This is a genomic window from Photorhabdus luminescens subsp. luminescens (genome assembly GCF_001083805.1).
Lineage (GTDB): Bacteria > Pseudomonadota > Gammaproteobacteria > Enterobacterales > Enterobacteriaceae > Photorhabdus > Photorhabdus luminescens.
In genome coordinates this window covers 776,280-801,867 of record NZ_JXSK01000001.1, presented here as the reverse complement: position 1 = coordinate 801,867, position 25,588 = coordinate 776,280, and the positions used below count along the sequence as shown (strand labels likewise).

General features: G+C 41.0%; 23 protein-coding genes and 1 pseudogene. 19 read left to right on the top strand and 5 right to left on the bottom strand.

Annotated features, from left to right (window positions below):
• Positions 1–561 precede the first annotated feature (561 nt).
• The 3 genes from stlC (at position 562) to stlE (ending at position 2,980) form a co-directional block, all read left to right on the top strand.
• Positions 562–1,509: a stilbene biosynthesis aromatase StlC gene (gene stlC, locus TI10_RS03085; protein ID WP_049581709.1), complete on the top strand. Its 948-nt coding sequence runs from the start codon at positions 562–564 to the stop codon at positions 1,507–1,509.
• Positions 1,510–2,658, top strand: coding sequence for a beta-ketosynthase StlD (gene stlD / locus TI10_RS03080; protein WP_049581708.1), 1,149 nt, complete (start codon positions 1,510–1,512; stop codon positions 2,656–2,658).
• Between the two features lie 79 nt (positions 2,659–2,737).
• Positions 2,738–2,980, top strand: coding sequence for a stilbene biosynthesis acyl carrier protein StlE (gene stlE / locus TI10_RS03075; protein WP_049581707.1), 243 nt, complete (start codon positions 2,738–2,740; stop codon positions 2,978–2,980).
• Positions 2,981–3,181: 201 nt separating this feature from the next.
• On the opposite strand, the gene ydgH is transcribed toward stlE, so the two are convergent.
• Positions 3,182–4,135 (bottom strand): DUF1471 family protein YdgH, encoded by a 954-nt coding sequence (ydgH, locus tag TI10_RS03070; RefSeq protein ID WP_049581706.1) that lies wholly within the window; start codon positions 4,133–4,135, stop codon positions 3,182–3,184.
• Between the two features lie 440 nt (positions 4,136–4,575).
• On the opposite strand from ydgH, the gene pntA reads away from it, so the two are divergent.
• Both pntA and pntB read left to right on the top strand, forming a co-directional pair.
• Positions 4,576–6,105 (top strand): Re/Si-specific NAD(P)(+) transhydrogenase subunit alpha, encoded by a 1,530-nt coding sequence (pntA, locus tag TI10_RS03065; RefSeq protein ID WP_049581705.1) that lies wholly within the window; start codon positions 4,576–4,578, stop codon positions 6,103–6,105.
• A 10-nt stretch (positions 6,106–6,115) separates the two neighbouring features.
• Complete coding sequence (pntB, locus tag TI10_RS03060; protein ID WP_049581704.1) at positions 6,116–7,504, top strand: Re/Si-specific NAD(P)(+) transhydrogenase subunit beta; 1,389 nt, start codon at positions 6,116–6,118, stop codon at positions 7,502–7,504.
• A gap of 125 nt (positions 7,505–7,629) precedes the next feature.
• Here the strand turns inward: pntB and TI10_RS24800 are convergent, their stop codons facing one another.
• Both TI10_RS24800 and TI10_RS03055 read right to left on the bottom strand, forming a co-directional pair.
• Entirely contained in the window at positions 7,630–7,803 is a 174-nt protein-coding gene (locus TI10_RS24800) for a hypothetical protein (protein WP_155416457.1), read from the bottom strand.
• Positions 7,804–7,912: 109 nt separating this feature from the next.
• Positions 7,913–8,938 carry a HoxN/HupN/NixA family nickel/cobalt transporter gene (locus tag TI10_RS03055; protein ID WP_049581703.1) on the bottom strand — a complete coding sequence of 342 codons (1,026 nt, stop codon included), beginning with the start codon at positions 8,936–8,938 and terminating at the stop codon, positions 7,913–7,915.
• Positions 8,939–9,311: 373 nt separating this feature from the next.
• Between TI10_RS03055 and TI10_RS03050 the strand changes: the two genes are divergently transcribed.
• The 7 genes and pseudogenes from TI10_RS03050 (at position 9,312) to TI10_RS03020 (ending at position 14,918) form a co-directional block, all read left to right on the top strand.
• Positions 9,312–9,614, top strand: a complete 303-nt coding sequence (locus tag TI10_RS03050) for an urease subunit gamma (RefSeq protein WP_011146425.1) — start codon at positions 9,312–9,314, stop codon at positions 9,612–9,614.
• Between the two features lie 91 nt (positions 9,615–9,705).
• The gene (locus tag TI10_RS03045) at positions 9,706–10,095 is read left to right on the top strand and encodes an urease subunit beta (protein ID WP_049581702.1); all 390 of its coding nucleotides are present in this window, start codon (positions 9,706–9,708) and stop codon (positions 10,093–10,095) included.
• Positions 10,096–10,199: 104 nt separating this feature from the next.
• Positions 10,200–11,915 carry an urease subunit alpha gene (locus TI10_RS03040; RefSeq protein WP_049581700.1) on the top strand — a complete coding sequence of 572 codons (1,716 nt, stop codon included), beginning with the start codon at positions 10,200–10,202 and terminating at the stop codon, positions 11,913–11,915.
• A 74-nt stretch (positions 11,916–11,989) separates the two neighbouring features.
• Positions 11,990–12,586 carry an urease accessory protein UreE gene (gene ureE, locus TI10_RS03035; protein ID WP_036775655.1) on the top strand — a complete coding sequence of 199 codons (597 nt, stop codon included), beginning with the start codon at positions 11,990–11,992 and terminating at the stop codon, positions 12,584–12,586.
• Positions 12,583–13,269 carry an urease accessory protein UreF gene (locus TI10_RS03030; RefSeq protein WP_049581698.1) on the top strand — a complete coding sequence of 229 codons (687 nt, stop codon included), beginning with the start codon at positions 12,583–12,585 and terminating at the stop codon, positions 13,267–13,269. Before ureE ends, TI10_RS03030 begins: the two co-directional genes overlap by 4 nt.
• A 34-nt stretch (positions 13,270–13,303) precedes the next feature.
• Entirely contained in the window at positions 13,304–13,957 is a 654-nt protein-coding gene (ureG, locus tag TI10_RS03025) for an urease accessory protein UreG (RefSeq protein ID WP_049581696.1), read from the top strand.
• Positions 13,954–14,918, top strand: a pseudogene (locus TI10_RS03020) (urease accessory protein UreD). The gene ureG and the pseudogene TI10_RS03020 overlap by 4 nt, the downstream one beginning before the upstream one ends.
• A 63-nt stretch (positions 14,919–14,981) precedes the next feature.
• Here the strand turns inward: TI10_RS03020 and uspE are convergent.
• Both uspE and TI10_RS03010 read right to left on the bottom strand, forming a co-directional pair.
• A complete protein-coding gene (gene uspE, locus TI10_RS03015) occupies positions 14,982–15,926 on the bottom strand; it encodes a universal stress protein UspE (protein WP_049581695.1) in 945 nt (314 codons plus the stop codon).
• A gap of 177 nt (positions 15,927–16,103) precedes the next feature.
• On the bottom strand, positions 16,104–16,859 hold the full coding sequence (locus tag TI10_RS03010) for an FNR family transcription factor (RefSeq protein WP_049582153.1): 756 nt from the start codon (positions 16,857–16,859) through the stop codon (positions 16,104–16,106).
• Positions 16,860–17,599: 740 nt separating this feature from the next.
• On the opposite strand from TI10_RS03010, the gene upp reads away from it, so the two are divergent.
• The 7 genes from upp to TI10_RS02975 all read left to right on the top strand — a co-directional run bounded on the left by upp (position 17,600) and on the right by TI10_RS02975 (position 25,536).
• Positions 17,600–18,256 (top strand): uracil phosphoribosyltransferase, encoded by a 657-nt coding sequence (upp, locus tag TI10_RS03005; protein ID WP_049581694.1) that lies wholly within the window; start codon positions 17,600–17,602, stop codon positions 18,254–18,256.
• A gap of 53 nt (positions 18,257–18,309) precedes the next feature.
• Positions 18,310–18,534, top strand: coding sequence for a tautomerase PptA (gene pptA, locus TI10_RS03000; RefSeq protein ID WP_049581693.1), 225 nt, complete (start codon positions 18,310–18,312; stop codon positions 18,532–18,534).
• 39 nt (positions 18,535–18,573) lie between these two features.
• Positions 18,574–19,242, top strand: a complete 669-nt coding sequence (locus TI10_RS02995; protein ID WP_049581691.1) for an HAD family hydrolase — start codon at positions 18,574–18,576, stop codon at positions 19,240–19,242.
• Complete coding sequence (locus TI10_RS02990) at positions 19,239–19,715, top strand: DMT family transporter (protein WP_049581689.1); 477 nt, start codon at positions 19,239–19,241, stop codon at positions 19,713–19,715. Before TI10_RS02995 ends, TI10_RS02990 begins: the two co-directional genes overlap by 4 nt.
• Positions 19,715–20,152 carry a DMT family transporter gene (locus tag TI10_RS02985; RefSeq protein WP_049581687.1) on the top strand — a complete coding sequence of 146 codons (438 nt, stop codon included), beginning with the start codon at positions 19,715–19,717 and terminating at the stop codon, positions 20,150–20,152. Before TI10_RS02990 ends, TI10_RS02985 begins: the two co-directional genes overlap by 1 nt.
• Before the next feature lie 27 nt (positions 20,153–20,179).
• On the top strand, positions 20,180–21,358 hold the full coding sequence (locus TI10_RS02980) for a questin oxidase family protein (RefSeq protein WP_049581686.1): 1,179 nt from the start codon (positions 20,180–20,182) through the stop codon (positions 21,356–21,358).
• A 305-nt stretch (positions 21,359–21,663) separates the two neighbouring features.
• Positions 21,664–25,536 carry an amino acid adenylation domain-containing protein gene (locus TI10_RS02975; protein ID WP_053093414.1) on the top strand — a complete coding sequence of 1,291 codons (3,873 nt, stop codon included), beginning with the start codon at positions 21,664–21,666 and terminating at the stop codon, positions 25,534–25,536.
• Positions 25,537–25,588 lie beyond the last annotated feature (52 nt).

The window sequence follows — 25,588 nt, the reverse complement described above, 5'->3', positions numbered from 1 at the left end:
ATCTAATAAAAATGGTTGAAAAAGATAAAATTTTATCTCTAATTTTTATTTTGTTATGTAATATTACTGATAAGTAATAATCATCTCTTGTTTTCATGTCAGATTATTAAATTAATTTATTGAATATGTATTTTCACAATGTTATGAATGTATTATTGAATTAAAACATGTGGAATGTTTTTTTAATTTGTTGATTTAATTTAAATATTTGTTTGATTTTAATTGATCTTGTTAATTTTATATTTAAGTTAATATATTTTTCATTGACTTTTTTATCAGTAACTAATTAATTTCCCACAATGTGATATAAAACTAATCTTATATAAAAATAAAAAAATCATGTTGACAACGACTGCTTTGATTTATATTGTTTGTGAAAATATTACTCTGCCATTTATTAACTTATTTTCTTGCATATGTTTTTAATTTTCAGGAATGATTATATGTACATATGCCAAAAAATATTCTCAGATGGTTAGAGAGGATAGCTGTCATTCAAATTCTTATCTTTTAGGCGCCGATGAATGGCTCGGTATTAAATATTCATAAAGGTTAGAACATATGAAACGTGTTCTTGTAGTGTCGTATTCCCAAAGCGGCCAATTGATCGAGGTGGTAAATAGCATAATCTCACCCTTGCAAGAGTCTGACGAGATATACATCCGTGAAGTTGTTTTGAAACCGATTCCGGAATTTGCGTTTCCTTGGAAATTTTCCAAATTTGTTGATGTTTTCCCAGAAACAGTGCAGTTACATCCGCCTGAGCTAGCGCCTTTGAATCTGGAAGATGAAGAACCTTTTGATTTGGTCATATTAGGCTACCAGGTTTGGTATTTATCGCCAGCTCCTCCGATAACCGCATTTCTTAAGAGTAAAGAAGGAAAGCGTTTACTTAATGGCAGACCGGTGGTGACAGTTATTGCTTGCCGAAACATGTGGTTGATAGCTCAGGAAACTGTCAAAAGATTGTTGCATGAAAGTGGAGCGTATTTGCGCGATAACGTGGTCTTTGTTGATAAAGCAAACTTTTTTGCAACAGTATTCACAACCCCGATATGGCTTATGACAGGAAAAAGGCAGCCATTTCCTAGCTTACCGCGGGCAGGTGTATCGGAGGAAGACGTTAAAGATGCTACACGTTTTGGCGATGCATTGTTGGCAGCGCTTAAAACGGATAAAGAGAAACTTGATGCTCCAATGTTGAAAGGCCTGGGAGCGGCGGTTGTCGACCAAGCTTTTATTTTCGGTGAACGTGCGGCGCATCGAGGATTTAGATTTTGGTCCGGGCTGATTTGCCGTGTGGGCAAACGAGGAATATGGGTAAGACGCTCTTTATTAGCGTTGTTTGTAACCTATTTGATATTGATGGTACTCGTCGTTTTTCCTATTTCAGTGGTTGTGCGCCGTTTGCTTGCCCCATTACTTAAAGAACGTCTTAATGAATTACAGAAATACTATGAACAGCCTTCAGGTTCTGCCCGCTATGATGATAAGGAGATAAATAAGTAAATGAGTAACAACGTTTATATCACTAAAGTTTCCGCGTTTATGCCGGGAAACCCGATAGATAATAATACAATGGAATCTGTCCTTGGTTTTGTTGGTGGTCGTCCATCAAGATCTCGTCATATAGTCCTTCGCAATAATGGTATCAAATATCGCCATTATGCCTTGGATCCGGAGACAGGCGAGACAACTTATTCATCTGCTCAATTAGCGGCTGAGGCAATAAAAGGTTTGGTTGATGAACACTTTTCTTTAGATGATATGCAAAGTTTGTCAGCAAGCAGTGGTACTCCTGATCAAATTATACCGGGTCATGGTATCATGGTTCATGGAGAGCTAAAAAATAAACCATGTGAGGTTATCTCAACTGCCGGTGCTTGCGCTTCGGGTATGACAGCGATGAAATATGCTTATTTGTCCGTTCTCTCAGGAGCGACAAGTAATGCGGTTTCAACAACGTCGGAAGTACCTTCCACTGTATTGCATGCCCGCAATTTCCAGAGTGAAAACGAAGCTCGGGTTGCAGAACTGGAACGACGCCCTGAAATCGCTTTTGAAAAAGATTTTCTGCGTTGGATGCTTTCTGATGGCGCCGGCGCTGCTTTACTTGAAAACAAACCTCGACCTGATGGCATTTCATTGCGAATTGATTGGATAGATATGTACTCTTTTGCTAATGAGCAAGAGACATGTATGTACTCAGGTGGAGAAAAGTTAGCAGATGGTAGTTTAAAAGGCTGGTCACAAATGAGTCAGGCTGATTGGCTTTCATATTCTGTTTTCTGCATCAAACAAGATGTCAGATATTTAAATGAGAGGGTCGTTAAATACACACTTACCGAACCATTGAGACGGATAGTTGCTGCTCGTAACTTATCGGCAGAATCTATTGATTGGTTCTTGCCTCATTACTCATCTGAATATTTCCGCATGAAATTTTCCGATGGTCTTGATGATATTAATTTTAGTATTGGACAAGAACGTTGGTTTACTAACTTAACAATGAAAGGAAATACCGGATCGGCTTCTATTTATATCATGTTGGATGAGCTTATGAAGTCGGGTAAATTGAAGAAAGATCAGCGTCTGTTATGTTTTATCCCTGAAAGTGCCAGATTTACAGGGGCATTCATGCACCTGACTGTCGTGTAAATATTTAATCTTAGTGTTAATGAAGAATGGGGAAACGACCTGTTTCCCCTCGTAATTGGTACATTTAGGAAAATACAGCGTGGAAAATTTAGAGAATCGTGTCAAAAGTGTTGTTGCAGAACAACTTGGAATACCTGAAACCCAGATTCTTAATACACAAACATTCGAAGAATTAGGTGCCGACTCGTTAGATAATGTTGAACTGATTATGGCTCTAGAAGAGCATTTCGGAATAACTATTGATGATGAAGAAGCGGAAAAAATAGTGACGATACAGAACGCTATTGATTGTATCGGTTCAAAGTTGGAATCCGCTGACTAATTTGAAGAACTTCATTATCTTTATAAGTAAAAAAAGCACATATGATTACCATGTGTGCCTTTTTTTTGGTTATATACCCAATGGATTTCAAGATGCATCGCGACGGCAAGGGAACGAATCCCCGGGAGCATAGATAACTATGTGACCGGGGTGAGCGAGTGCAGCCAACAAAGAGGCGACTTGAAAGATGACGGGTATAGATTATTTGAACAGATCTGCACTGATAGTGGAAGTTCCACCACTGGATTGCCATTCACGGGTAATATGATAGTACTTAGCGCCTTTAGCTGCGGCACGTTTAGCGACTTCATAGGAAACATCAGGCATGCTGTTGTAATAACCTGAAAAGGTGATGGAATCAAAAGGGACCATTTGAGCAGCGCTGATTTTATTTAATTCTTGAATTTTCGTACCGTCAGGAAGAGTTACCGTGTAACGTTCACCTTTAGAATACTGGGTTTCAAAGAAGCGGCCAACAGAATTACTGGTTGAAGTTGAAGAGGCTAAACCAGGAATTTCTACTTTCTTAGCTGATTCGCCGCCAGCAGCCAATGCAGTGCGTCCAGAATCGGAATCTGCCGGGATGACAGCTTCATCAGTCTGAATTTGGCGTTTTGGCGCATCATCTTTATAAACATAAGCGGTAACCGTTTGATTACCGCCATCATTAATTGCAATCTGACGAACAATAAAGAAAGCCGCTGCGCCTTTTTTCTTGGCTTCTTTTGCAATAACTTCTTTCAAATCGGGTTCATTGTCGTAAAAGCCGCTGATAGTGACTGTATCGAATGGTTCCAGGGTTACAGCTTCTGTTTTAGGTAATTCTTTGATGCCGCGAAACAGACGGTATTTAGGTGAATTATCAATTTTCTCTGCATCTTTGTGATACAGATCCGCTGTAACGCGCAGGTTGCCACTATTATTCAGATCGTCAAGGCTTTGAATATAAAACCCATCTGCCCCCATTTTGTCTGCACGACGGGAAACCGCATCGGCAGCTTCATAAATAGCATTAAAAGGGCCTGTAACCGTAATACGTTTAAACGGTTTCAGCTCTGCTGCTTTCTCCGGGGATAACTCCTGAGCTGCTTGAACAGTGGTAATACCCGTTAATGAGAATACCGCTGCTGCAATGATCGTTGTTTTCAGCTTCATAAAAAATCCTTCCACCTTGCGCATTAAATAATAGTTGTAACTTGCTGAACATGGCTGTGTATCACATAGCCGGTAATTATTACATGTAATAATAGCTAATGTCCCACGAATTTATGCTATCAGTATGAATGAATGCAAGTTTATAGAATAGGGCGTCATAAGTTTTTATCAACATAAGGAGTGGTCCAGTTAAAAAGTGCGATTTGTACCGGTAATACTACTTAACGGTAATACCACTTACCGGTAATACCACTTACCGGTAATACCACTTAGTTATTTTTTTACCCATTAGCGATCGATCGCCGATAATATTTTCAGTTGGTTATCAAAATATTTGTTGATAGATTTTACTGATGGCAGTAATAAAGTTAATTTAGTCGCTAAATCGACTGTAGCAAGCAATAATCATCATTAATCTTAGGCTTTAGGAAGGGAACATTATGCGTATTGGTGTACCGAAGGAGCGACTTGTCAATGAAGCACGTGTTGCAGCCACACCGAACACAGTGGAACACCTGCTGAAATTGGGATTTAATGTCGTTGTTGAGAATGGAGCAGGGCATTTAGCCAGCTTTGAGGATAGTGCTTACCAACAAGTAGGCGCTGAAATTACTGATCGTCATGATATTTGGCGTTCAGATATTATTTTAAAGGTTAATGCTCCTGAGGATGACGAAATAGCATTAATGAAAGAAGGGAGTACGTTGGTTAGTTTTGTCTGGCCGGCACAAAACACTGAGTTAATGCAGAAGTTATCAGACCGCAAAGTCACGGTGTTGGCTATGGATTCAGTACCGCGTATTTCCAGAGCGCAATCGCTGGATGCGTTGAGTTCTATGGCAAATATTGCGGGTTATCGTGCAATAGTCGAAGCGGCTCACGAATTTGGTCGTTTCTTTACTGGTCAGATTACTGCGGCAGGAAAAGTCCCGCCAGCCAAGGTGATGATTATTGGCGCCGGCGTTGCTGGTTTAGCTGCTGTGGGCGCTGCGGGTAGTCTGGGCGCGATTGTTCGTGCATTTGATACTCGTCCTGAAGTTAAAGAGCAAATTCAGAGCATGGGAGCAGAGTTTCTTGAGCTGAATTTTGAAGAAGAGGCCGGGAGTGGCGACGGATATGCAAAAGTCATGTCCGAAGCTTTCATTAAAGCGGAGATGGCGCTTTTTGCTGAACAGGCAAAAGAAGTTGATATCATTGTAACAACAGCGTTAATTCCAGGGAAACCGGCTCCCCGTCTTATTACTAAAGAGATGGTTGAATCCATGAAGCCGGGTAGTGTGATTGTTGATCTGGCCGCTCAGACGGGAGGGAACTGTGAATTAACGCAAGCAGATAAATTGGTTATTACTGCAAATGGCGTGAAAATTATTGGTTACACAGATTTGCCAAGCCGCTTGCCAACACAATCTTCACAACTCTACGGCACTAACCTGGTTAATTTGCTGAAATTACTGTGCAAAGAGAAAAATGGCGAAATTAATATTGATTTTGACGATGTTGTTATTCGTGGCGTGACTGTCGTCAAAGAGGGCGAAATTACCTGGCCGGCGCCGCCCATTCAAGTTTCAGTTCAGCCACAGGCAAAACCGGCATCAGTTAAAGCAGAAAAGCCAGCGGCGAAACCCGTTTCACCTTGGTTGAAATATGGTTTATTGGCATTGGCTGTTATCTTATTCGGTTGGTTAGCCAATGTTGCGCCAAAAGAATTTTTATCTCACTTTACGGTTTTCGCATTGGCTTGTGTGGTGGGTTATTACGTGGTTTGGAATGTCAGCCATGCGTTGCACACACCATTAATGTCGGTAACTAATGCCATTTCGGGGATTATTGTCGTTGGGGCGTTATTACAAATTGGCGATGGCGGATGGGTAAGTTTCTTCTCATTTATTGCTGTTCTTATTGCCAGCATTAATATCTTCGGTGGCTTCACTGTCACTCAACGTATGCTGAAAATGTTTCGTAAGGACTAAGGGGTAACTAATGTCGAGTGGAGTCGTTACAGCAGCCTATATTGTTGCCGCCATTTTATTTATTTTCAGCCTGGCAGGTTTATCTCGTCATGAGAGTTCTAAACGCGGAAATATTTTTGGTATCACCGGGATGGCAATCGCATTGATTGCGACTATTTTCGGGCCTGATACCGGAAGTGTTGTCTGGATTATTCTGGCGATGGTGATTGGTGCGGTTATTGGTGTTCGTCTGGCAAATAAAGTTGAAATGACTGAAATGCCGGAATTGGTTGCTATTCTGCACAGTTTTGTTGGTTTGGCCGCCGTGCTGGTCGGTTTTAATAGCTTTATTGCTCATGATAGTTTTGCGGAACCTGTGATGGAAAATATCCATCTAACAGAGGTCTTCTTAGGGGTTTTCATTGGCGCGGTTACTTTCACCGGTTCTGTTGTGGCATTTGGTAAATTATGTGGAAAAATTTCCTCTAAACCGTTGATGTTGCCAAATCGTCATAAATTAAACCTTGCAGCGCTTGTTATCTCCTTTGTGCTGTTGATTACCTTTGTGAAAACGGAAAGCACCGGTCTGCAAGTGTTCACGTTGTTGCTCATGACAGCAATCGCATTGGCGTTTGGTTGGCATTTGGTTGCTTCCATCGGTGGCGCGGATATGCCAGTGGTGGTTTCAATGCTGAACTCCTATTCGGGCTGGGCAGCCGCTGCTGCGGGTTTCATGTTGAGCAATGATTTGTTGATTGTAACGGGTGCGCTGGTGGGTTCTTCGGGGGCGATTCTCTCTTACATCATGTGTAAGGCCATGAATCGGTCTTTTATCAGTGTGATTGCCGGCGGGTTTGGTACTGATGGTTCTTCAACCGGTGATGAACAGGAGATGGGCGAGTACCGCGAAACCACAGCGGAAGACGTTGCTGAACTATTGAAAAACTCAACTTCGGTTATTATTACGCCGGGATACGGTATGGCTGTTGCACAGGCGCAGTATCCGGTACATGACATCACAGCTAAATTGCGAGAGAAGGGAGTTAATGTCCGCTTTGGTATTCATCCCGTTGCGGGACGTTTGCCTGGGCATATGAACGTGCTGTTAGCAGAAGCGAAAGTGCCTTACGACGTTGTTATGGAAATGGATGAAATCAATGATGATTTCACTGATACCGATACTGTGTTGGTCATTGGCGCCAATGACACTGTTAACCCTGCGGCACAGGAAGATCCCAACAGCCCAATTGCGGGTATGCCCGTTTTGGAAGTCTGGAAAGCACAAAATGTTGTTGTGTTCAAACGCTCTATGAACACAGGTTACGCTGGTGTGCAAAACCCATTGTTCTTTAAAGACAACAGTCAGATGTTGTTCGGTGATGCGAAAGCGAGTGTAGAGGCAATCCTGCGTGCACTGTGATTTTCTATCTTTTTAACGTACAGATTTGATGGATTTACTGTCTCTCAATCGAGATATGATTGAGAGACAGAAGAAATTGGTAGTTTCCAACCGTCAACCCTGTAAATTTATCCTTTGGCGCCAGACTACAGGTGGCATTCAGGGAGATCCTTATCCTCGCCACGTGCAATAGCGTCTAACCAGTCAGAAAGTTCATTGCCAGTTAAATGCAAGCCGGTAGCTTCATATTCTAACCAAGCGTTTTCAGCATCACGTAAAAATTGTTGTCTGGATTTCAGAGTATTAGTTTGTTTATGCATAATCTTTCTACAAATATCGCTAATAAAATAAACGTTGCCATTGGGAAGTAAGAATAGCAACGTTTCAGGATGTAATACATCGCACGGTATGTGAAGAGTTCTGCGTTTGTTATTTAATTTCCAGCGTATCGTACCCCCGCCAGCGATAATTCATCACTGATAAGGTCCAGAACAGAATGAAAATCCCGACGACCCAAAAACCAACATTGCCCATGTTGTCGTTTAATATCCCAATGGTGTCCCAGAAAAAGCCATGCAAATCCCATTGTTCAGCAATAAGTCCAAGCGCTTCCAATCCACCAATGAACAGCGCTACGGCGACGGAGGCGGCGGTAATGGTCATGTTGTAGTAGAGTTTGCGTGTCGGTTGGGAAAACGCCCAACCATAGGCTCCTACCATCACAAAATTATCCAGTGAGTCGATGAGCGCCATACCGCTGGTAAATAGCGCCGGGAATACCATCAACGACCACAGAGGAAGCCCACTGAGAGAACCGGCGGCAGATATACTTAATAGCCCAACTTCGGTGGCGGTGTCGAAGCCCAATCCAAACAGAAAACCGACCAAATACATATGCCAGCTTTTGCTTACCAGCCGGAAGACTGAGTGAAACAGGCGCGTCATGATCCCCCCCGGTGTCGTCTCCAGTTCAGTTAATTCACTTTTAGTCAGATTTCTGCCGCGTTTTAGCTCCTGAAACTTCTGGTAGACGCTTTTCAATATCAGCAAATTAATCAGCGCTATCGCTAGCAGAAAGCAGGCAGAAACTAAGGTACCGACAATGCCGCCATAATCATGAACCCAGCCCATTTGATCTTTAAACGCCATTGAGGTCAGAACGATGGCGAAACAGGCTAGAATAACAATGGTAGAGTGCCCAAGAGAAAAGAAAGCGCCGACGGCAATGGGTGATTTACCCTGTTGCATCAATTTACGGGTGACGTTATCAATTGCGGCGATATGATCAGCATCCACCGCATGGCGCAATCCATAACCGTAAGCCAGCAGGGCTGCCCCCATCATAATCGCATGATGACGGAAAGCGATAAATGCCCAAACCCAAGCCAGCACGTTGGCGACAATCAGAACAACAAGAAGAGATACAGCACGTTTTTTATCCGTTAGATTATTCATAATATGGAATACCTGTAAATCTGTAAATGTAAAACCCGCCTTACGGGGGATTGTTAGAAGTTCAAAAAAACAGTAAGTATTTTCTGACTCCATGACCTATAATTTTTTTACGACGTAGGCATACTAATCAGCTTGTAATATTACCTTGGATAAATTTAAATAAGAGGTAAGAGGACTAACCTGTGTTGAGAAGAATGATCTTAATTGACATATTATGGTCTTTGTGTCAAAGATTTTTTACTAAAAGATTATCTAAATCAATATTCGGATAGGGACAGCAGCTTTTGAATAAAGTCTGTTGGAAAAATCGTATTAAGTTATATATTGACATAGCAGTGTGACCGTATGGAATAACCAATGATTAGGGGGTTTTATGCAATTAACGCCAAGGGAAATCGAGAAACTTATGGTATATACACTGGCTGATGTCGCATTAAAGCGTAAGTCTCGCGGCTTAAAACTCAATTATCCTGAAGCCGTCGCGATTATTACTGCGGCGGCATTGGAAGGCGCCAGAGAGGGAAAAACATTGGAGGAAGTTATGGATGATTCCAGACATGTTCTGACTAAAGAGGATGTGATGGATGGCGTAGCTGATCTTATTCCGCATGTGCAGGTTGAAGCAATATTTACTGATGGCAGTCGCTTAGTTACGGTGCATGATCCCATTCAATAATTGTTTAAATAAATTATAAATAGTAGGAAAAATTATCTAGACAAAATATTAGTTTATGTTTTGGCTTACGCCTTAACGTGGAGATTTTCCGATGGAACAAAATAATAAAGAAGATATTACTCCATTGGGGGGGTATATTCTGGCTGAAGACCCGATCTCCTTTAATGAAGATTGTCCGGTTATTCAATTAAAAGTTCGTAATTCAGGTGATCGTCCTATTCAAGTGGGATCTCATTTCCACTTTTTTGAAGTAAATAAAGCTTTGCAATTTAATCGTGCGGCTGCGTTTGGTAAACGACTTAATATCACAGCAACAACGGCTATCCGTTTTGAACCCGGTGATGAAATCGAGGTGTCATTAATCCCGATTGGCGGGAAACAAAACGTTTATGGATTTAATAATTTAGTCGATGGTTGGGCAGGTAAAAATCAGGTTGCTATTGATGAGCCGGTGGAGAAAACCTGGTTACATGCCGGGTAGTAGGATTGAGTTATACCCTATGGTAACGGATATATAAAATTATCGAATAAATTAAAGGTAGAGTTGACAAACGTCGGAAAATCTTTCGAACAAAGGAATAAACTATGCCAACCATTTCCCGACAGGAATATGTAGGTCTTTTTGGTCCAACGACCGGCGATAAGATCCGCCTGGGTGATACCAATCTATTTATTGAAATTGAGAAAGATCTGCGTGGCTATGGTGATGAATCGGTCTATGGCGGAGGTAAATCGTTGCGTGATGGCATGGGGGCGGATAACCGTATGACCAGCGAAAACGTCTTGGATTTGGTGATTACCAGCGTCACTATTTTGGATGCTCGGCAAGGCGTCATTAAAGCGGATGTCGGCATAAAAGGGGGACGCATTGTCGGGATAGGTAAAAGTGGTAACCCTAACATGATGAATGGTGTTACCGCCGGTATGGTGGTTGGCGTTAGTACTGATGCTATATCTGGCGAGCATCTCATCCTCACGGCTGCGGGTATTGATACCCATATTCATTTTATTTCTCCTCAACAGGCTGAACATGCTTTATCCAATGGCGTGACGACGTTCTTTGGCGGTGGCGTTGGCCCCACTGACGGCACTAATGGCACCACTGTCACCGCTGGTCCGTGGCATATCCACCGCATGTTGCGTGCTTTTGAAAGTTTACCGGTTAATGTCGGTATTTTGGGAAAAGGCCATGCTGCGGTGGCTATGCCGCTGGTTGAACAGATCAAAGCGGGCGTTGCCGGGCTAAAAGTGCATGAGGACTGGGGCGCAACTAATTCGGCGTTGCGTAATGCTTTACGTGTAGCGGATGAAATGGATATCCAAGTCGCGGTGCATACCGATAGCCTAAATGAAGGCGGTTATGTTGAGGATACCATTGATGCTTTTGAAGGTCGCACCATTCATACTTTCCACACCGAAGGCGCCGGTGGCGGACATGCGCCAGATATCATTAAAGTTGCCAGCCAGATGAATGTGCTGCCCAGTTCCACCAATCCTACCCTGCCTTACGGTATCAATAGTCAGGCGGAACTATTTGATATGATTATGGTTTGTCATAACCTAAATCCCAAAGTGCCGGCTGATGTCGCATTTTCGGAAAGCCGTGTACGTCCTGAGACTATTGCTGCGGAAAATGTTTTGCACGATATGGGCGTGTTGTCGATGTTTTCCAGTGATTCTCAGGCAATGGGGCGAGTGGGAGAAAACTGGCTGCGGGTGATGCAAACTGCTCATGCCATGAAAGCGGCGCGTGGCAAGTTGCCGGAGGACGCGGCACATAATGACAACTTCCGTGTATTACGTTATGTCGCCAAAATTACGATTAACCCGGCGATTGCTCAGGGAATAAGTCATGTGCTCGGTTCGGTTGAAGTGGGCAAAATGGCTGATCTGGTGTTGTGGGAACCCCGTTTCTTTGGCGTGAAGCCTAAGTTGGTCATCAAGGGCGGTATGATTAATTGGGCGGTGATGGGAGATCCAAATGCTTCACTGCCGACGCCGCAACCGACATTTTATCGTCCGATGTTTGGCGCATTGGGCAAAACCCTTCAGGAAACCTGTGTCACTTTTGTATCACAGGCGGCAATGGAACTGGGGGTAAAAGAGAGCCTTGGTTTGGAGCGCCAGGTTATGGCGGTGCGCAACTGCCGGGCGATCTCTAAGAAAGATATGGTGCGTAATGCTGAGACGCCCACCATTGAAGTGGATGCTGAAACCTTTGCTGTCAAGGTGAATGGTGAATATGCCACAGTAAAACCGGTCAGGACAGTCGCGCTCAATCAGCGCTACTTCTTTAGTTAATCTATTTTTTGCTGCCGGTTAGAGAATATTTTTCTGGCCGGGTTAACCGATCCATGCGTTCAGAGGATTATCTTATGATTGTTATTGAACAGATTCTTGGTAATGCTAAAAAGGATGTTTTCTGGCGAGATCGTTTGCAGGGGATCTCGCCGGATATCTTAGTACTTTCGCAATGGGAAGCACAAAAAAGCCGTTGTCGTAAATCTACCCTTAACGGATTGGATTTAGGCATTTCCCTTGACCGTCATCAGGTATTGTCTGATGGCGACGTTTTACTGTGGGACGAAGCTAAAGGGCTGGCGGTTATTGTTCAAATGAGCTTGCGTGATGTGATGGTTATTCATCTGAAATCATTGCTGTCATTAGATTTAGAGACAGTAATGAAAACCAGCTTTGAGCTTGGTCATGCTTTAGGTAATCAGCATTGGAAGTCAGTGATTAAAAATAACCAGATTTATATTCCGCTGACAGTGTCAACTAAGGTCATGGATTCAGTCATGAAAACCCACGGTTTTCATGCGTTGCCTTACTCCTTTGTTAAAGGCGAAGAGATATTGCCTTCTCTTAACAACTCAGAGGCGCGCTTATTATTCGGCGGCGCGGAGGATTCCGCGACACACGTTCATGTCGATAACACCTTTCTGAATCAGCATGTGATCAAACTAAAATGAATGCGCTCCGCTTAATCAGAATCATGCAGTTTGCTGATTCAGTGCTGCCTGTTGGCGCATTTTCTTTTTCAAACGGTTTGGAATCAGCCATTCAGAGCAAAATTGTGTATGACGTGGCAACGTTGAGTGAGTTTACGCGAACAGCGTTATTACAGGCGGTGAGTGGTGATGGCCGTGCAGTCGTGGCTGCGTGTCAGGCACTGAATTGTGGGCAACATGATGCCGCTATCTCCCATGATTGGGCAGTACTTAACCGCAAATTAAATGAAGAAAGTCGCACTATGGTCACGCGGATGGGGAAAAAGTTAGCGGAAATGGCAGTTGAAGTTACCGGTGAGTCGTTAATTGCATGGTGGTTGGCACAAATAAAGAGCGATATTGCCGCGGGTACCTATCCGATTACTTTGGCGGTTGTCATGAGCGCATTGGGCGCTGCTCCACGCGAAGTGATTGTCATGCATCAATATGGTGTTGCGATGACGATACTCAGTGCGGCGATACGCTTGATGCGTGTTACCCATATTGAAATTCAACGTATCTTGTTCTCATTGAATCAGGATATTGAACTGTTTTGTGATGAGGCGGAAAAAGGGGGGATTGAACAGATGACATCGTATGCGCCTATGACCGATGTTCTGGCAGCTCTGCACGTTAGCGCATTTACCCGGCTATTCAGTAACTAACTGGCTCCTGATATCGCTTTTAACCACTTCTTACATGTGTGAGGAAATCTCTGTGAAAAAAATTACCCGAATTGGTATTGGCGGTCCGGTGGGATCAGGTAAGACCGCTGTTATTGAAGTCATTACGCCTATTTTGATTCAACGCGGAATAAAACCTCTGATTATCACCAATGATATTGTTACCACTGAGGATGCTAAACAGGTTAAACGTACCTTGAAAGGCATTTTAGATGAAGAAAAGATACTGGGTGTGGAAACCGGTGCTTGTCCTCATACCGCGGTGCGTGAAGATCCCAGTATGAATATTGCGGCGGTAGAGGAGATGGAGGCGCGTTTTCCTGACAGCGACGTTGTGTTGATTGAAAGTGGTGGTGATAATCTGACACTCACTTTTAGTCCGGCGTTGGCAGATTTTTATATTTATGTGATTGATGTCGCCGAAGGGGAGAAAATTCCGCGTAAGAACGGGCCGGGTCTGGTACAGGCCGATATTCTGGTGATCAACAAAATTGATTTAGCGCCTTATGTTGGCGCCAGCCTGGCGGTGATGGAACATGACACTCAAGTTGTGCGTGGTCAGCGCCCTTATATCCTGACCAATTGCAAAACCGGTGAGGGTGTTGAAACGTTGGTAAATATGATCATGCGTGATTTCCTGTTTACTCATTCATCACAGGCGATGCAATGACTTCCACCCGCTCGCCGCAAGATATTGGAGAAGTGTGTCAACGGGCGAATAATCTTGGCATCAACGCGCCGGAACTTGCACGATTTCAGGATGAACCGCCGCAGATGGCAAGCGGTGATGTCGGTAAAAGTGGTTATCTGCGGTTGGGATTTGCCCGGCGTGGCGATCGGAGCATTTTGGCGCAAGTGCAACGCCGGGTTCCTTATTTGGTACAGCGGGCGTTGTATTGGGATGAGGCACTACCGCAGATGCCGTGCGTATTTATGATCTCCACGTCGGGATGTATATTGCAAGGGGATAGATTGGCGCTGGATATTCATGTCGCTCCAGAGGCATTTGGTCATGTCACCACCCAATCGGCGACTAAGATTCATTCGATGGTGAATAACTACGCGGCGCAAGTGCAAACTATCCAGATAGAGCAGGGAGGCTATCTGGAAATGATGCCCGATCCGGTTATACCTCACAGTGGTTCCCGGTTTATTACCGACACTCAGATAACCATTCATCCGACAGCCACCCTGATTTATTCTGAGATAATTATGTCTGGTCGCAAGTATCATCTGGCTGATCAGGGGTTTAAATTTGATGTTTACTCATCACGCATTACGGCAACTGATTTTGGCGGCAAAGTATTGTTTGCAGAACGTTATGTCTTGGAGCCTAAAAAGCAGCCATTGAACAGCGTAGGAGTGATGGGCCGTTCCATGTATTCGGCAATGTGATCTTGCTGACACCTCAGGTTCACCATGATCGTATTCTGGCGCGTATGACTCCTCAGTACGATGCTGAAACGGGTATAGCGAGTGGCACCAGTCGTTTACCTAATCAGTGTGGTCTAATCTTTAAGGTATTGGGAAAAGAAACTTATCAAGTTAAAGCGGGTATTCGTCTTTTTTGGCGTATAGCCCGTGAGGAGATCCTTGGTGTTACACTGCCTGAGCCGTTTATCTGGCGATAAAACCTGGGACGAAAATCTGTTTCGGGTTTTATCGCCAAATGGATGATTGTCATGCTATCACTATCACTCTTTAGCAGCTTTAATTGGACATTCAAAACCATCAGGTTTGATTGTCAGAATGTCACATTTAAGATGGTCGATCACATGTTCTGCGGTATTTCCCAGAAAAGCAGCGGACAGCCCAGTTCTGCCGAGGATGCCAAGGACAATAATGCCCGCATTCATCTCATCACACATTTGAGGAATAACACTCTCCGGTAGTCCTTCATGGATATGAGTATATTTTTCATCAATGCAGAATTTTTGGCGCAATTCTTTCATGGCAATAAGATGCTGACCACGCAGAGCATGGTTATAAACACTTGGGTCAAAATCGGGTAGCTCAATAGCGATATTCAGTGGTGCGACAGGATAAGCGCTGACCAAATGAATTTCCGGGTTTTTCATTATCTTATTTGCCAGTTCCTGAGTTTCCTTAACCAGTTTCAGGTTCAGTTCATGATGATATGACTCTTCATTAGATAAATTGACCGCGACGACAACCGAGCCTTGGTCCGGCCATATCTGATCTTTTACCATCCATACCGGACATGGGCATTTGCGGAGTAACTGCCAGTCAAGTGGGGTAAAAATCAAGGAGCCTAGCTTGTCATGTTTATGCGTCATCTTCAGAAGTAAATCGTGATTACCAGTAATGACTTCCTGGATAATCGCTTCATAAGGTCGATTATGCCATATCACTTTTATTTCAATATCAATACCGGCTTCCAGATAGTAGTACGCTTGTTGTTTAAGCCAGGCCGTGCGTTGGCTGGTAACACCTTTACGCATAGCGCTACCTTCTTCTGGGGAGAGTAAGGTGGTCATTTCATAAGAGAGATCATAAATGGGCAAGAAAGCTTTAATCCGGCCGCCGTTACGTTGCACTATATAAACTGCGCGTCTTAATGCCGGTTGATCGTCCTGACTTGGGTCAATTACAACTAAAAGGTTTTGATAGTTTGCCATAATGGTATCCTCACAGAGGCTGGACAAAATACGCTTCAATACTTACGTTTCAATACTTACGTTTCAATACTTACGTTTCAATACTTACGTTTCAATACTAAAGATAAACCAATATAAGCAAACCGGACAGGTCAAAAGAGAACCAGATCAACAAAATAGGGTGATCTGGTTTTAAGATTAGGTAATTGAAATAGATTTTTTTTCGACTAACTCAGACAATTTATCCATGTTTTCAATCGTGATGTATTTGCCTTTTACACCGAGAATATTGCTTTTCTGGAAACGTCCAAGCAGACGACTAATAGTTTCAACTGTTAAACCCAAGTAATTACCAATATCACTGCGAGTCATGGTTAAACGGAATTCTCTTGGTGAGAAGCCACGTTGAGCGAAACGACGAGAGAGATTATAAATGAATGCAGCTAATCGTTCTTCGGCATTTTTCTTAGATAACAACAATATCATCTCTTGGTCGCCCTTAATTTCTCCACTCATCAAGCGCATCATTTGCTGACGGAGACTAGGCATTTTGCCGGACAGATCATCGAGTGTTTCAAACGGAATTTCACAGACCATTGATGTTTCTAAAGCCTGAGCAAAGCTTGGGTGCTTAGTGTTGAGGATAGCGTCAAAACCGACTAAATCCCCTGCGAGGTGGAAACCTGTAATTTGCTCATCGCCTTCTTCCGTGATGGTGTAGCTTTTAATTGTGCCAGAACGGATAGCATAAAGAGATTTCAACTCATCGCCTGCTTTAAATAACGTTTGGCCTTTCTGGATAGGTTTCTTACGCTCAATGATATTATCAAGCTGATCAAGCTCGTGCTCATTCAGGGTAAAAGGAATGCATAGCTGGCTAATACTGCAATCCTGGCAGTGGATCGCACAACCACCAGACTGGATTCGACGAATAACACGTTTTTCCTGGATCATAGGCACGCTCATTTGAAATATTCATATAGTTCAACTTTAGCATTTCTTGATGATTCTGGTAAGAGCTATAATAGCTTTCTGCAATTTATTTAGGAAAATGTATTACCTGTTTATTCTATCCGTAAGAAATTATTGCATTGTATGTATAAAGCTGATGTTTAGTGATTTTCATCGCAAGACTATATTCAATATCAGAGACTTGAATTTAACCGACGATTTATTGTTTGGGAAAGTAGGATGAAAAATATTTTTGGAGTTGAGGAAAAACAAGGCATTGCGATAATGGGCGTGATTTGGAAAATCTATCTATTTTTTTATTTTTCTGACAAGTCAGATTATTATTCTATATAAAGATTTATAGATAGATAAGACAAATCTGAAAATAGGGTTTGAATTTAATAGCCTATTTTTGATTTTATTGTTAAATACAATTAGTTAAATGATAAAATAATAATCTACAGCATGGTGCTGTAAATTTAGGCTATTGAATTAAAAAAATAGATATGAGAGTTTATATTTCAGGCGATATGTGATGCTTAAATGAATTGTCACGAATTTATTTGATCTCGGACATAGTTGAAAAAAATTTATCTATACCATATGGATTTCAAGATGCATCGCGACGGCAAGGGAGCGAATCCCCGGGAGCATAGATAACTATGTGACCGGGGTGAGTGAGTGCAGCCAACAAAGAGGCAGCTTGAAAGATAACGAGTATATAAATATTAGTTGGAATTATAATGGGTAATTATAAGAACGTACATGTTTTACCGAAAAGTCAGTATTTGACTTCTTTGCATACAAAAGCGCGTAATCGTAACGCCGAACAATCGGAATTTGTGTTTTATTCTGATCGTATTATTCGATTATTATTAGAGGCAGCATCTGAATTGCTACCCTATACCTCTCATCATATTCAAACCCCAATTGGGGATATTTATAATGGAACTGTTTTAAATACTAAACTTTGTGGTGTGTCGGTAATACGTGCCGGAGAAAGCATAGAAGGCGAATATAGAAAAATGTATCCTGATTCTCCAGCGGGAAAAATTCTTATTCAAAGAGATAAATTGACAAAACTGCCTCATTATTATTATTCGAATTTACCTGATGATATTGCAGAGAGAACTATTTTACTTTTTGAGCCTATGTTGGCGACGGGCGGATCATTAGCTAAGGCTATCGATTTATTGAAAGAAAAAGGCGTGCCTGAAGATAATATTATTGTTGTTAATTTTCTTTCTTCTCCTGTTGGTCTTAATAGAATCATGACATCATATCCTAAAATTCAACTGGTTACTTCTTCAATTGAAAATGGACTTAATGAAGATGCTTTTATGAATCCAGGCATTGGTGATTTTGGTGATCGATATTTTGGAACGTATAAACCATCTTGAATGCCATATAACCAAAATAGAGTAATTCTCTTTTAGAATTGAAAGGATGGCATATGCCACATATTAGTATAAAACATTTTCCTGCCCACCTCTCACAAGAAGATAAAGATATCTTATCTTTAGAATTGACAAAGGTGGTAACAAAGATATTTGGCTGTAGAGAAGATGTTATTTCCATTTCATTAGAGCCGATCGAACAAGAAAAATGGAATGAAGAGGTTTATTTTCCTGAAATTAAACTCAAAGAAACCTTGTTGATTAAATTGCCAAACTATTAAGTTATTTTTATAACTGAGGATCTTTTAAAGATATTTTTAATGAATAAAATACTCATTTTCGATTTAGACGGTACATTGTTTGATACTTCTCGAGCAATAATAGAAACGTTCAATGCTGTTTTTAAGGTATTTAACATTCCATTAGCAGGAGATGAAAACATTCGCGCTACAATTGGCCTGCCTTTAGAAAAAGCATTTGCAACGCTCTTAAATATATCTCTTGAAAAGGCGTTAATTTCTAAAGCTGTTGAACAATATCAATTGCAGTATCGTCGGCGTATTCTGCCGAAAGCAAAGGAATTATTATTTCCTGGTGTTGAAGATGGATTAATCGCTTTAAACAAAAAAGATATAAAACTATCGGTAGCGACCAGCAAATTTACCGCAAGTGCGACAGCATTACTTGAGGCTGCGGGAATAGACGCTGTGTTTGACAGGGTAATTGGCGCTGATCACGTTTCAAAACCTAAACCTGATCCAGAATCAGGAAGGAAAATTTTGGAATATTACGGTGCTGTACCAGAGATGGCTGTTATGGTAGGTGATACCACTCACGATATTTATATGGCAAGGGCAGTTGGCATGCGATCAATAGCCGTAACATATGGCATACATAGTGTCGGTATGTTGGAAGAAGCCAGGCCGACTTGGATTGCTAATTGTTTTTATGACGTACGCCATATTATTGAGGAGAATATACTTAAGTGATTAATACGATAAGAAATATCTTATTGGCAATTATTGGTGGAAGTCTACTGACGTTGATGATTTACACCAATAGCATATTGTCGGAAAGTACAACACCCTTTTTTGCATCATGGGTAGCTCATGGTATTGGTGCGATTGTTGCTTTGATATTGTTTATTATTGTGGCTAAATTCTTTTCTAAAAAAGAAACAGACGAAAAGAAACATAAGAAATCGAATATTCCTATATGGTTTTATCTTGGTGGTATTCCTGGCGCGCTTACTGTTGTGCTAGCGGCTGTTGCAATTAATGGTGGGTTACCATTATCTAGTACAATTTCATTAGGGTTAGTTGGGCAAATAATTTTTGGTCTGGTTGCTGATTATTTCGGACTTTTAAGAACAAAAAAAAGAAAGATAGTGATACAAGATTTATATGTTATTTTCTTTGTTCTATTTGGCAGTATGTTAATTCTATTTGGTGGAAGCAACTAATGTTGAGTTTGATTTTTATTGCCTTTTTAAATGGCATATTTATAGCGGCGACAAGGACGATTAACGGGCAATTAAGTGTCTCGATAGGTTCTTTTGGCGCTTCGCTTTGGAATCATATCGGTGGTTTTCTTCTTTTAACAGTGATATTGACGCTTTTATCGAGTTGGCAATGGAATGAATGGGATTTTGACTCTATTCCAGCAGCGGCTTATATGGGTGGGGTTTTTGGCGCTCTGTTTGTCGCAGTCAGTAGCTATGTTTTCCCTAAATTAGGTGCGATGAATGCCGCCATCCTTGTTATTGCCGGGCAAATGTTATCAGCGGTACTGCTTGATTGGTTATGTCAGGATATGACTCCTGGGTTAGTGAAGATTGTTGGAGTATTGTTTGTGTTAGTAGGAATTTACCTAACTAGAAAAACAACTGAGTCAAAATAAGAATAGAATCAACGATAAGGTAAAAAAATGATTAACAAACTACTTAATGATCGTTCATATCATATTGAATTTAACGGTCACCTTACTAATCACGTTAAACATGCTGTGATAGCGCTGCATGGCTTGGGAATCAGTGCGGGTAGAATTAAAGACTATTATGATAATTATGCTAAATTGACGCCCTATGGTATGGGGCTTGAACCCCCAAAAACATTAAAGCATGTGATAGACAGTGCGAATTGGAAATATTTCTTAGGCAAGAGAACAAGCTATTCTTCCTACTGTGATTATTTTGAAGAGGAAATTAAAAAGAAAGGAATTGAACAGGTATTGCAAGAATATATGCCGACGCTTTTGTCTGGATGGGCTGGCGCATTAACTCACGGTACAATTCATTTAGGTTGGGCATTGGATATCGATCATCCTTGGATGATTATTGAAGGGCTTGCTTACATGGCATTCTCCTATGTTCCTTGTCATTCAGAGAGAGCATTTATTGATAGTTCGCTAAACGACAAGAATGCTTTTGATTCTATATTGAGAATTTCAACGCTGTGGGAGGAAAGGAAAGTAGAATTGACCGATTGGATGAATGCGTTGGTTAATAATGAAAATCTGGCCGATACTGATTTAATACATCCTGAATTAAAGAGATCGGGGCTTCAATATCGTATTGCGCGTGTCTTAATGCAAGGCCACCCAGAAATATATCGTTTGCCGGTTTGGATTGAGACACAAGATGTAGAAGAAAGTTGGGCTCGGTTATTCTATGTCGTAACATTGATTTATCTCGCTAAACCAGGTGATTTTCTGTTTCTTCATTTGGTTACCTCATTGTTTGCAATGAAAAATATCGCTTCACGTTTACCTGTTGAAGAAAGTAAAAATATTATTAAATGTTACTGGGTTGGTATGTTGTGCATTCTGTTTTCAACAACTGATTTATCGAAGCCTGCTAAATTTTCTGCGCTTAATCAGGCTTATTCATTCAGGCAAGACGAAATGATTTATTCTGTCTGGGAACAGGAGTGGTCGCATATTATTGCCAGGGCATTAGAGGAAGAAGAAGAACATAACCCGAAACTAGTTTATGTCATGAATCAATTGTGGAAAAAATATGGTTTAACCATTTATAGGGCAGCCGCAAATCAATTTACAAACACGCCTTTGCTTCCTCCTTCTTTCGAAGAAGCACCGATTGAATAATAAACTGGCTCTATTGTTTTATTAAAATATTATGGGAGTGAATCCCCGGGAGCATAGATAACTATGTGACTGGGGTGAGTGAAAACAGCCAACAAAGCAGCAGTTTGAAAGATGAAGGATATAGTCATTGATAAGGGTATTCATCTGCCCCAAAGAGTGTGTCTTTGTTGAATCTAATTGATTGAATGATTTTAATAAAATATAAGTCATCAATCATGATCAAACAGACACTTAGAATTTCGTAGATAAAATGTCATTTTTAACTACGACGATATTTATTTTATTATTATATAAAGTTAATGAAAATGTTAGCAAATAATATTACACAATGTGATTTAATCACTGATGCTTGCCTTAAAGAAGACGCAATAACATTGATGGATATGCTTGAGAATCAACTGAATCACCAGGCAGATGGATATGTTGTTATTGATAAAGAACAATCACTCAATTACGCTGATTTCTATTTGAAAGTGAAAGAGATTGGATATTGTCTATCAGAAATGAGCTCAAAAAATTCAGTGGGTATTGGGCTTTTTTGTGACCCTTCTATAGATTTAATTTGTGGCGCGTGGGGTATTTTATCAGCGAATAAAGCCTATTTGCCTTTATCGCCTGACTATCCAGTTGAACGCCTCAAATATATGATAGAAGATTCTGGCATTGATGTGATTTTTACCCAATCGCATTTAAAAGAACAGTTGCAGGACATTGCACCAAAATCGGTATTAATTATAACACCGGAAGATGTCGCTCTGACGATAGAAACACGAACAATAGAAGATATTCTCAATACGGCTCGAGTTCCCAACTCAACCAGTCTGGCTTATATTATTTATACTTCTGGTAGTACGGGTAAACCAAAGGGAGTTATGATTGAGCATCACAGTATTGTGAATCAAATGAGATTTCTTGCAAAAGCGTTCAGCTTAGGGAAGCACTCTCGAATTTTGCAGAAAACGCCAATGAGTTTTGATGCTGCTCAATGGGAAATTTTAGCGCCTGCAATAGGCAGCCAAGTGATTATTGGCCCTTTAGGATGCTATCGCGATCCGGATGCGATTATTAAAACAATTCTTCAACATCAAGTGACGACTTTGCAATGTGTTCCTACTTTACTGCAAGCGTTGCTAGATAATCCTAATTTTTTGGATTGCTTATCACTGACTCAAGTATTCAGTGGAGGAGAGGCGCTGACAACCAAATTAGCCGCTCAATTTTTGAATAGTTTTACCCACTGTGAATTAGTCAATTTATATGGCCCAACAGAATGTACGATTAATTCATCGTATTTCCGGGTGACAAATGAAACTTTGCCGAGTTATCAAACATCTATTTCAATTGGTATACCTGTAGATAATACAGAATACTACGTTCTTGATGAGAATAGATTACCCGTAGCGGTGGGAGAAATTGGCGAGCTTTATATTTCGGGTGTTCAATTAGCACGTGGCTATTTGCATAAACCTGAAATGACAAAAGATAAATTTATTTGTAATCACCTTGCACTCGAAACTAAACACCCGTGGTTATATCGAACGGGAGATCTTGTGACGAGAGGGGATGATGGTAATACTTATTTTGTTGGTCGGGTTGATAGCCAGGTCAAGTTACGGGGTTATCGTATTGAGCTTGATGAAATACGTCATGCGATTGAAGAACATAGCTGGATAAAGACGGCGGCAATGTTAATTAAGAAAGATGCCAGAACGGGTTTCCAAAATCTCATAGCATGTGTGGAACTGGATGAAAAAGAAGCCGCGCTGATGGACCAAGGCAATAGTAGCTCACATCACAAATCAAAAACCAATAAACTCCAGGTGAAAGCTCAACTTTCTAATTCTGGTTGTCGGAGTGAAGAATTGTGTGAGAATCGTCCTGTAATCTTACTGCCTTATAAAGAAGGAGAGATAAAACAAAGAGAATATGTATTTGGGCGCAAGACATATCGCTATTTTGAGGGGACAGAAATAACGATAGAGACACTAAAAACATTGCTGACAACCACTCAGCAGCGTGAAATTTGTTCTTTGCCGCTGAGTCATTTAACACTCAAAGATTTCGGCTATGTGTTGCGTTATTTTGGTCAGTTTACCAGTCATCAACGTTTATTGCCAAAATATGCCTATGCTTCACCGGGTGCTCTCTATGCGACTCAAATGTATTTTGAATTGCATCATGTTTTCGGTTTGGATGCGGGGATTTACTATTATCATCCTGTGACTCACGAGTTAATAAAAATTTCGACATTGAGTCGTCGGCAAAAGCCAATGATAAAAGTACATTTTATTGGAAAGCGTGAAGCCATTGAGCCTGTTTATAAGAACAACATACAAGAAGTTCTGAAAATGGAAGCGGGTCATATGATAGGGCTATTTGACGACATATTACCGGAAATCGGCTTGGGTATTGGTGAAAGTGAATATCAAGCTGAATGTCCTGATTGGTATGATGGTAATATTCAGGATTATTACCTTGGCGCATTTGAAATATGTCGCTATGAAAATAGATTGCCGCCATTTGATACCGATCTTTATTTGCAAACACATACCAATAAAATACCTGAGATGCCCTGTGGTTTATATCACTTTTCTAACGGGGAATTTGTGCGGATAAGTGATGATATTGTTCGGAAAAAGGATGTTATCGCGATTAATCAGCAAGTTTATGATCGTTCCAGTTTTGGTGTGTCAATTATTCCACGTTGTGTTCCTGAATGGCATTATTATATTACACTGGGTCGTCGATTACATGCGTTGCAAAGTAATCAATTGTGTATTGGATTAATGTCATCTGGTTACAGCTCAGAGAGTAATAACGATTTACCTTCGGCGAAAAGGATGCGATCTATTCTTAATGCGCTTGATAGACCTATGGCGGCATTTTATTTCTGTATAGGTGGGTGTGTTAGCCAAGAGCAATATATTAGTGAAGGTATGAAAGAAGATGTTGTTCATATGAAAGGGCCAGTTGAGATCATTAAAGATGATCTTCATCAGCAACTCCCTCAATATATGATTCCAAATAAGGTATTAGTTTTCGATAAATTACCTTTGACGGCCAATGGAAAAGTAGATTACCAGTCTTTGTCAAAATCTAAAGCAGTGGAAGATATCTCAACACAGAGACCATTAGCGCCATTACGGACAGAGACTGAATTGAGGCTTGGAAAAATTTGGATGGAAGTACTGAAATGGGATTCAGTATCTGCACACGATGATTTTTTTGAGAGTGGAGGTAATTCTTTGATGGCCGTAGCTATGGTTAATAAGATCAACGAAGCCTTTAATATTCATTTTCCGCTACAGATACTTTTCCAATCGCCCAATATAGAAGAGTTGGCTAAGTGGATTGAGCAAGCTGATGCTAAAACAATATCAAGATTAATCTTATTGAATCAGGCAAGTCAGGACCCAATTTACTGTTGGCCGGGCTTGGGCGGATATCCTATGAGTTTGAGGTTGCTGGCTAATAAAGTGGTTCCCGATAGGGCATTTTATGGAATACAGGCATATGGGATAAACGAGAGTGAAATACCGTTTTCTTCTATCCAGAGAATGGCAGAGGAAGATATTAAAGAGATAAAGAAAATACAGCCAGAAGGGCCCTATACATTATGGGGATATTCATTTGGCGCCCGGGTAGCATTTGAGGCTGCGTACCAGCTTGAACAAGCCGGAGAAGAAGTTAAAGCGTTGAACTTGTTGGCGCCGGGATCGCCTCATCTTCACGTGAATCAAGAGAAATATCATGATAAAGGCGCTGAATTTACTAATCCGGTTTTTGTTCAAATACTGTTTTCTGTATTTGCTCGTTCAATCAGTAGTCCAATGGTTAAAACTTGCTTAGAACAGGTGAATAGTGAAGCGACATTTATTAACTTTATATGTAGTCGTTTTAAAAACCTGGATCCATCATTAGTAAAACGTATCGTTAGGATTGTGACTTTAACTTATGATTTCAAGTACAGTTTTGATGAGATTTATCACAGATATCTAAAGGCGCCTATAACTATTTTCAAGGCGAATAAAGATAATGATTCATTTATCGAAAAATCCGGTGGGTTTTTATCAACACCATCTAAAATAATTGAATTGATATCGGATCACTATCAACTGTTGGAAAATGAAGGTGTGACTGAAATTGAGAAAATAACCTCTTTTTTAAATTACCAGTAATAAATACAATTCGTGAGATTCAATAAGTAAATATTAAAATTAAAAGGTATAT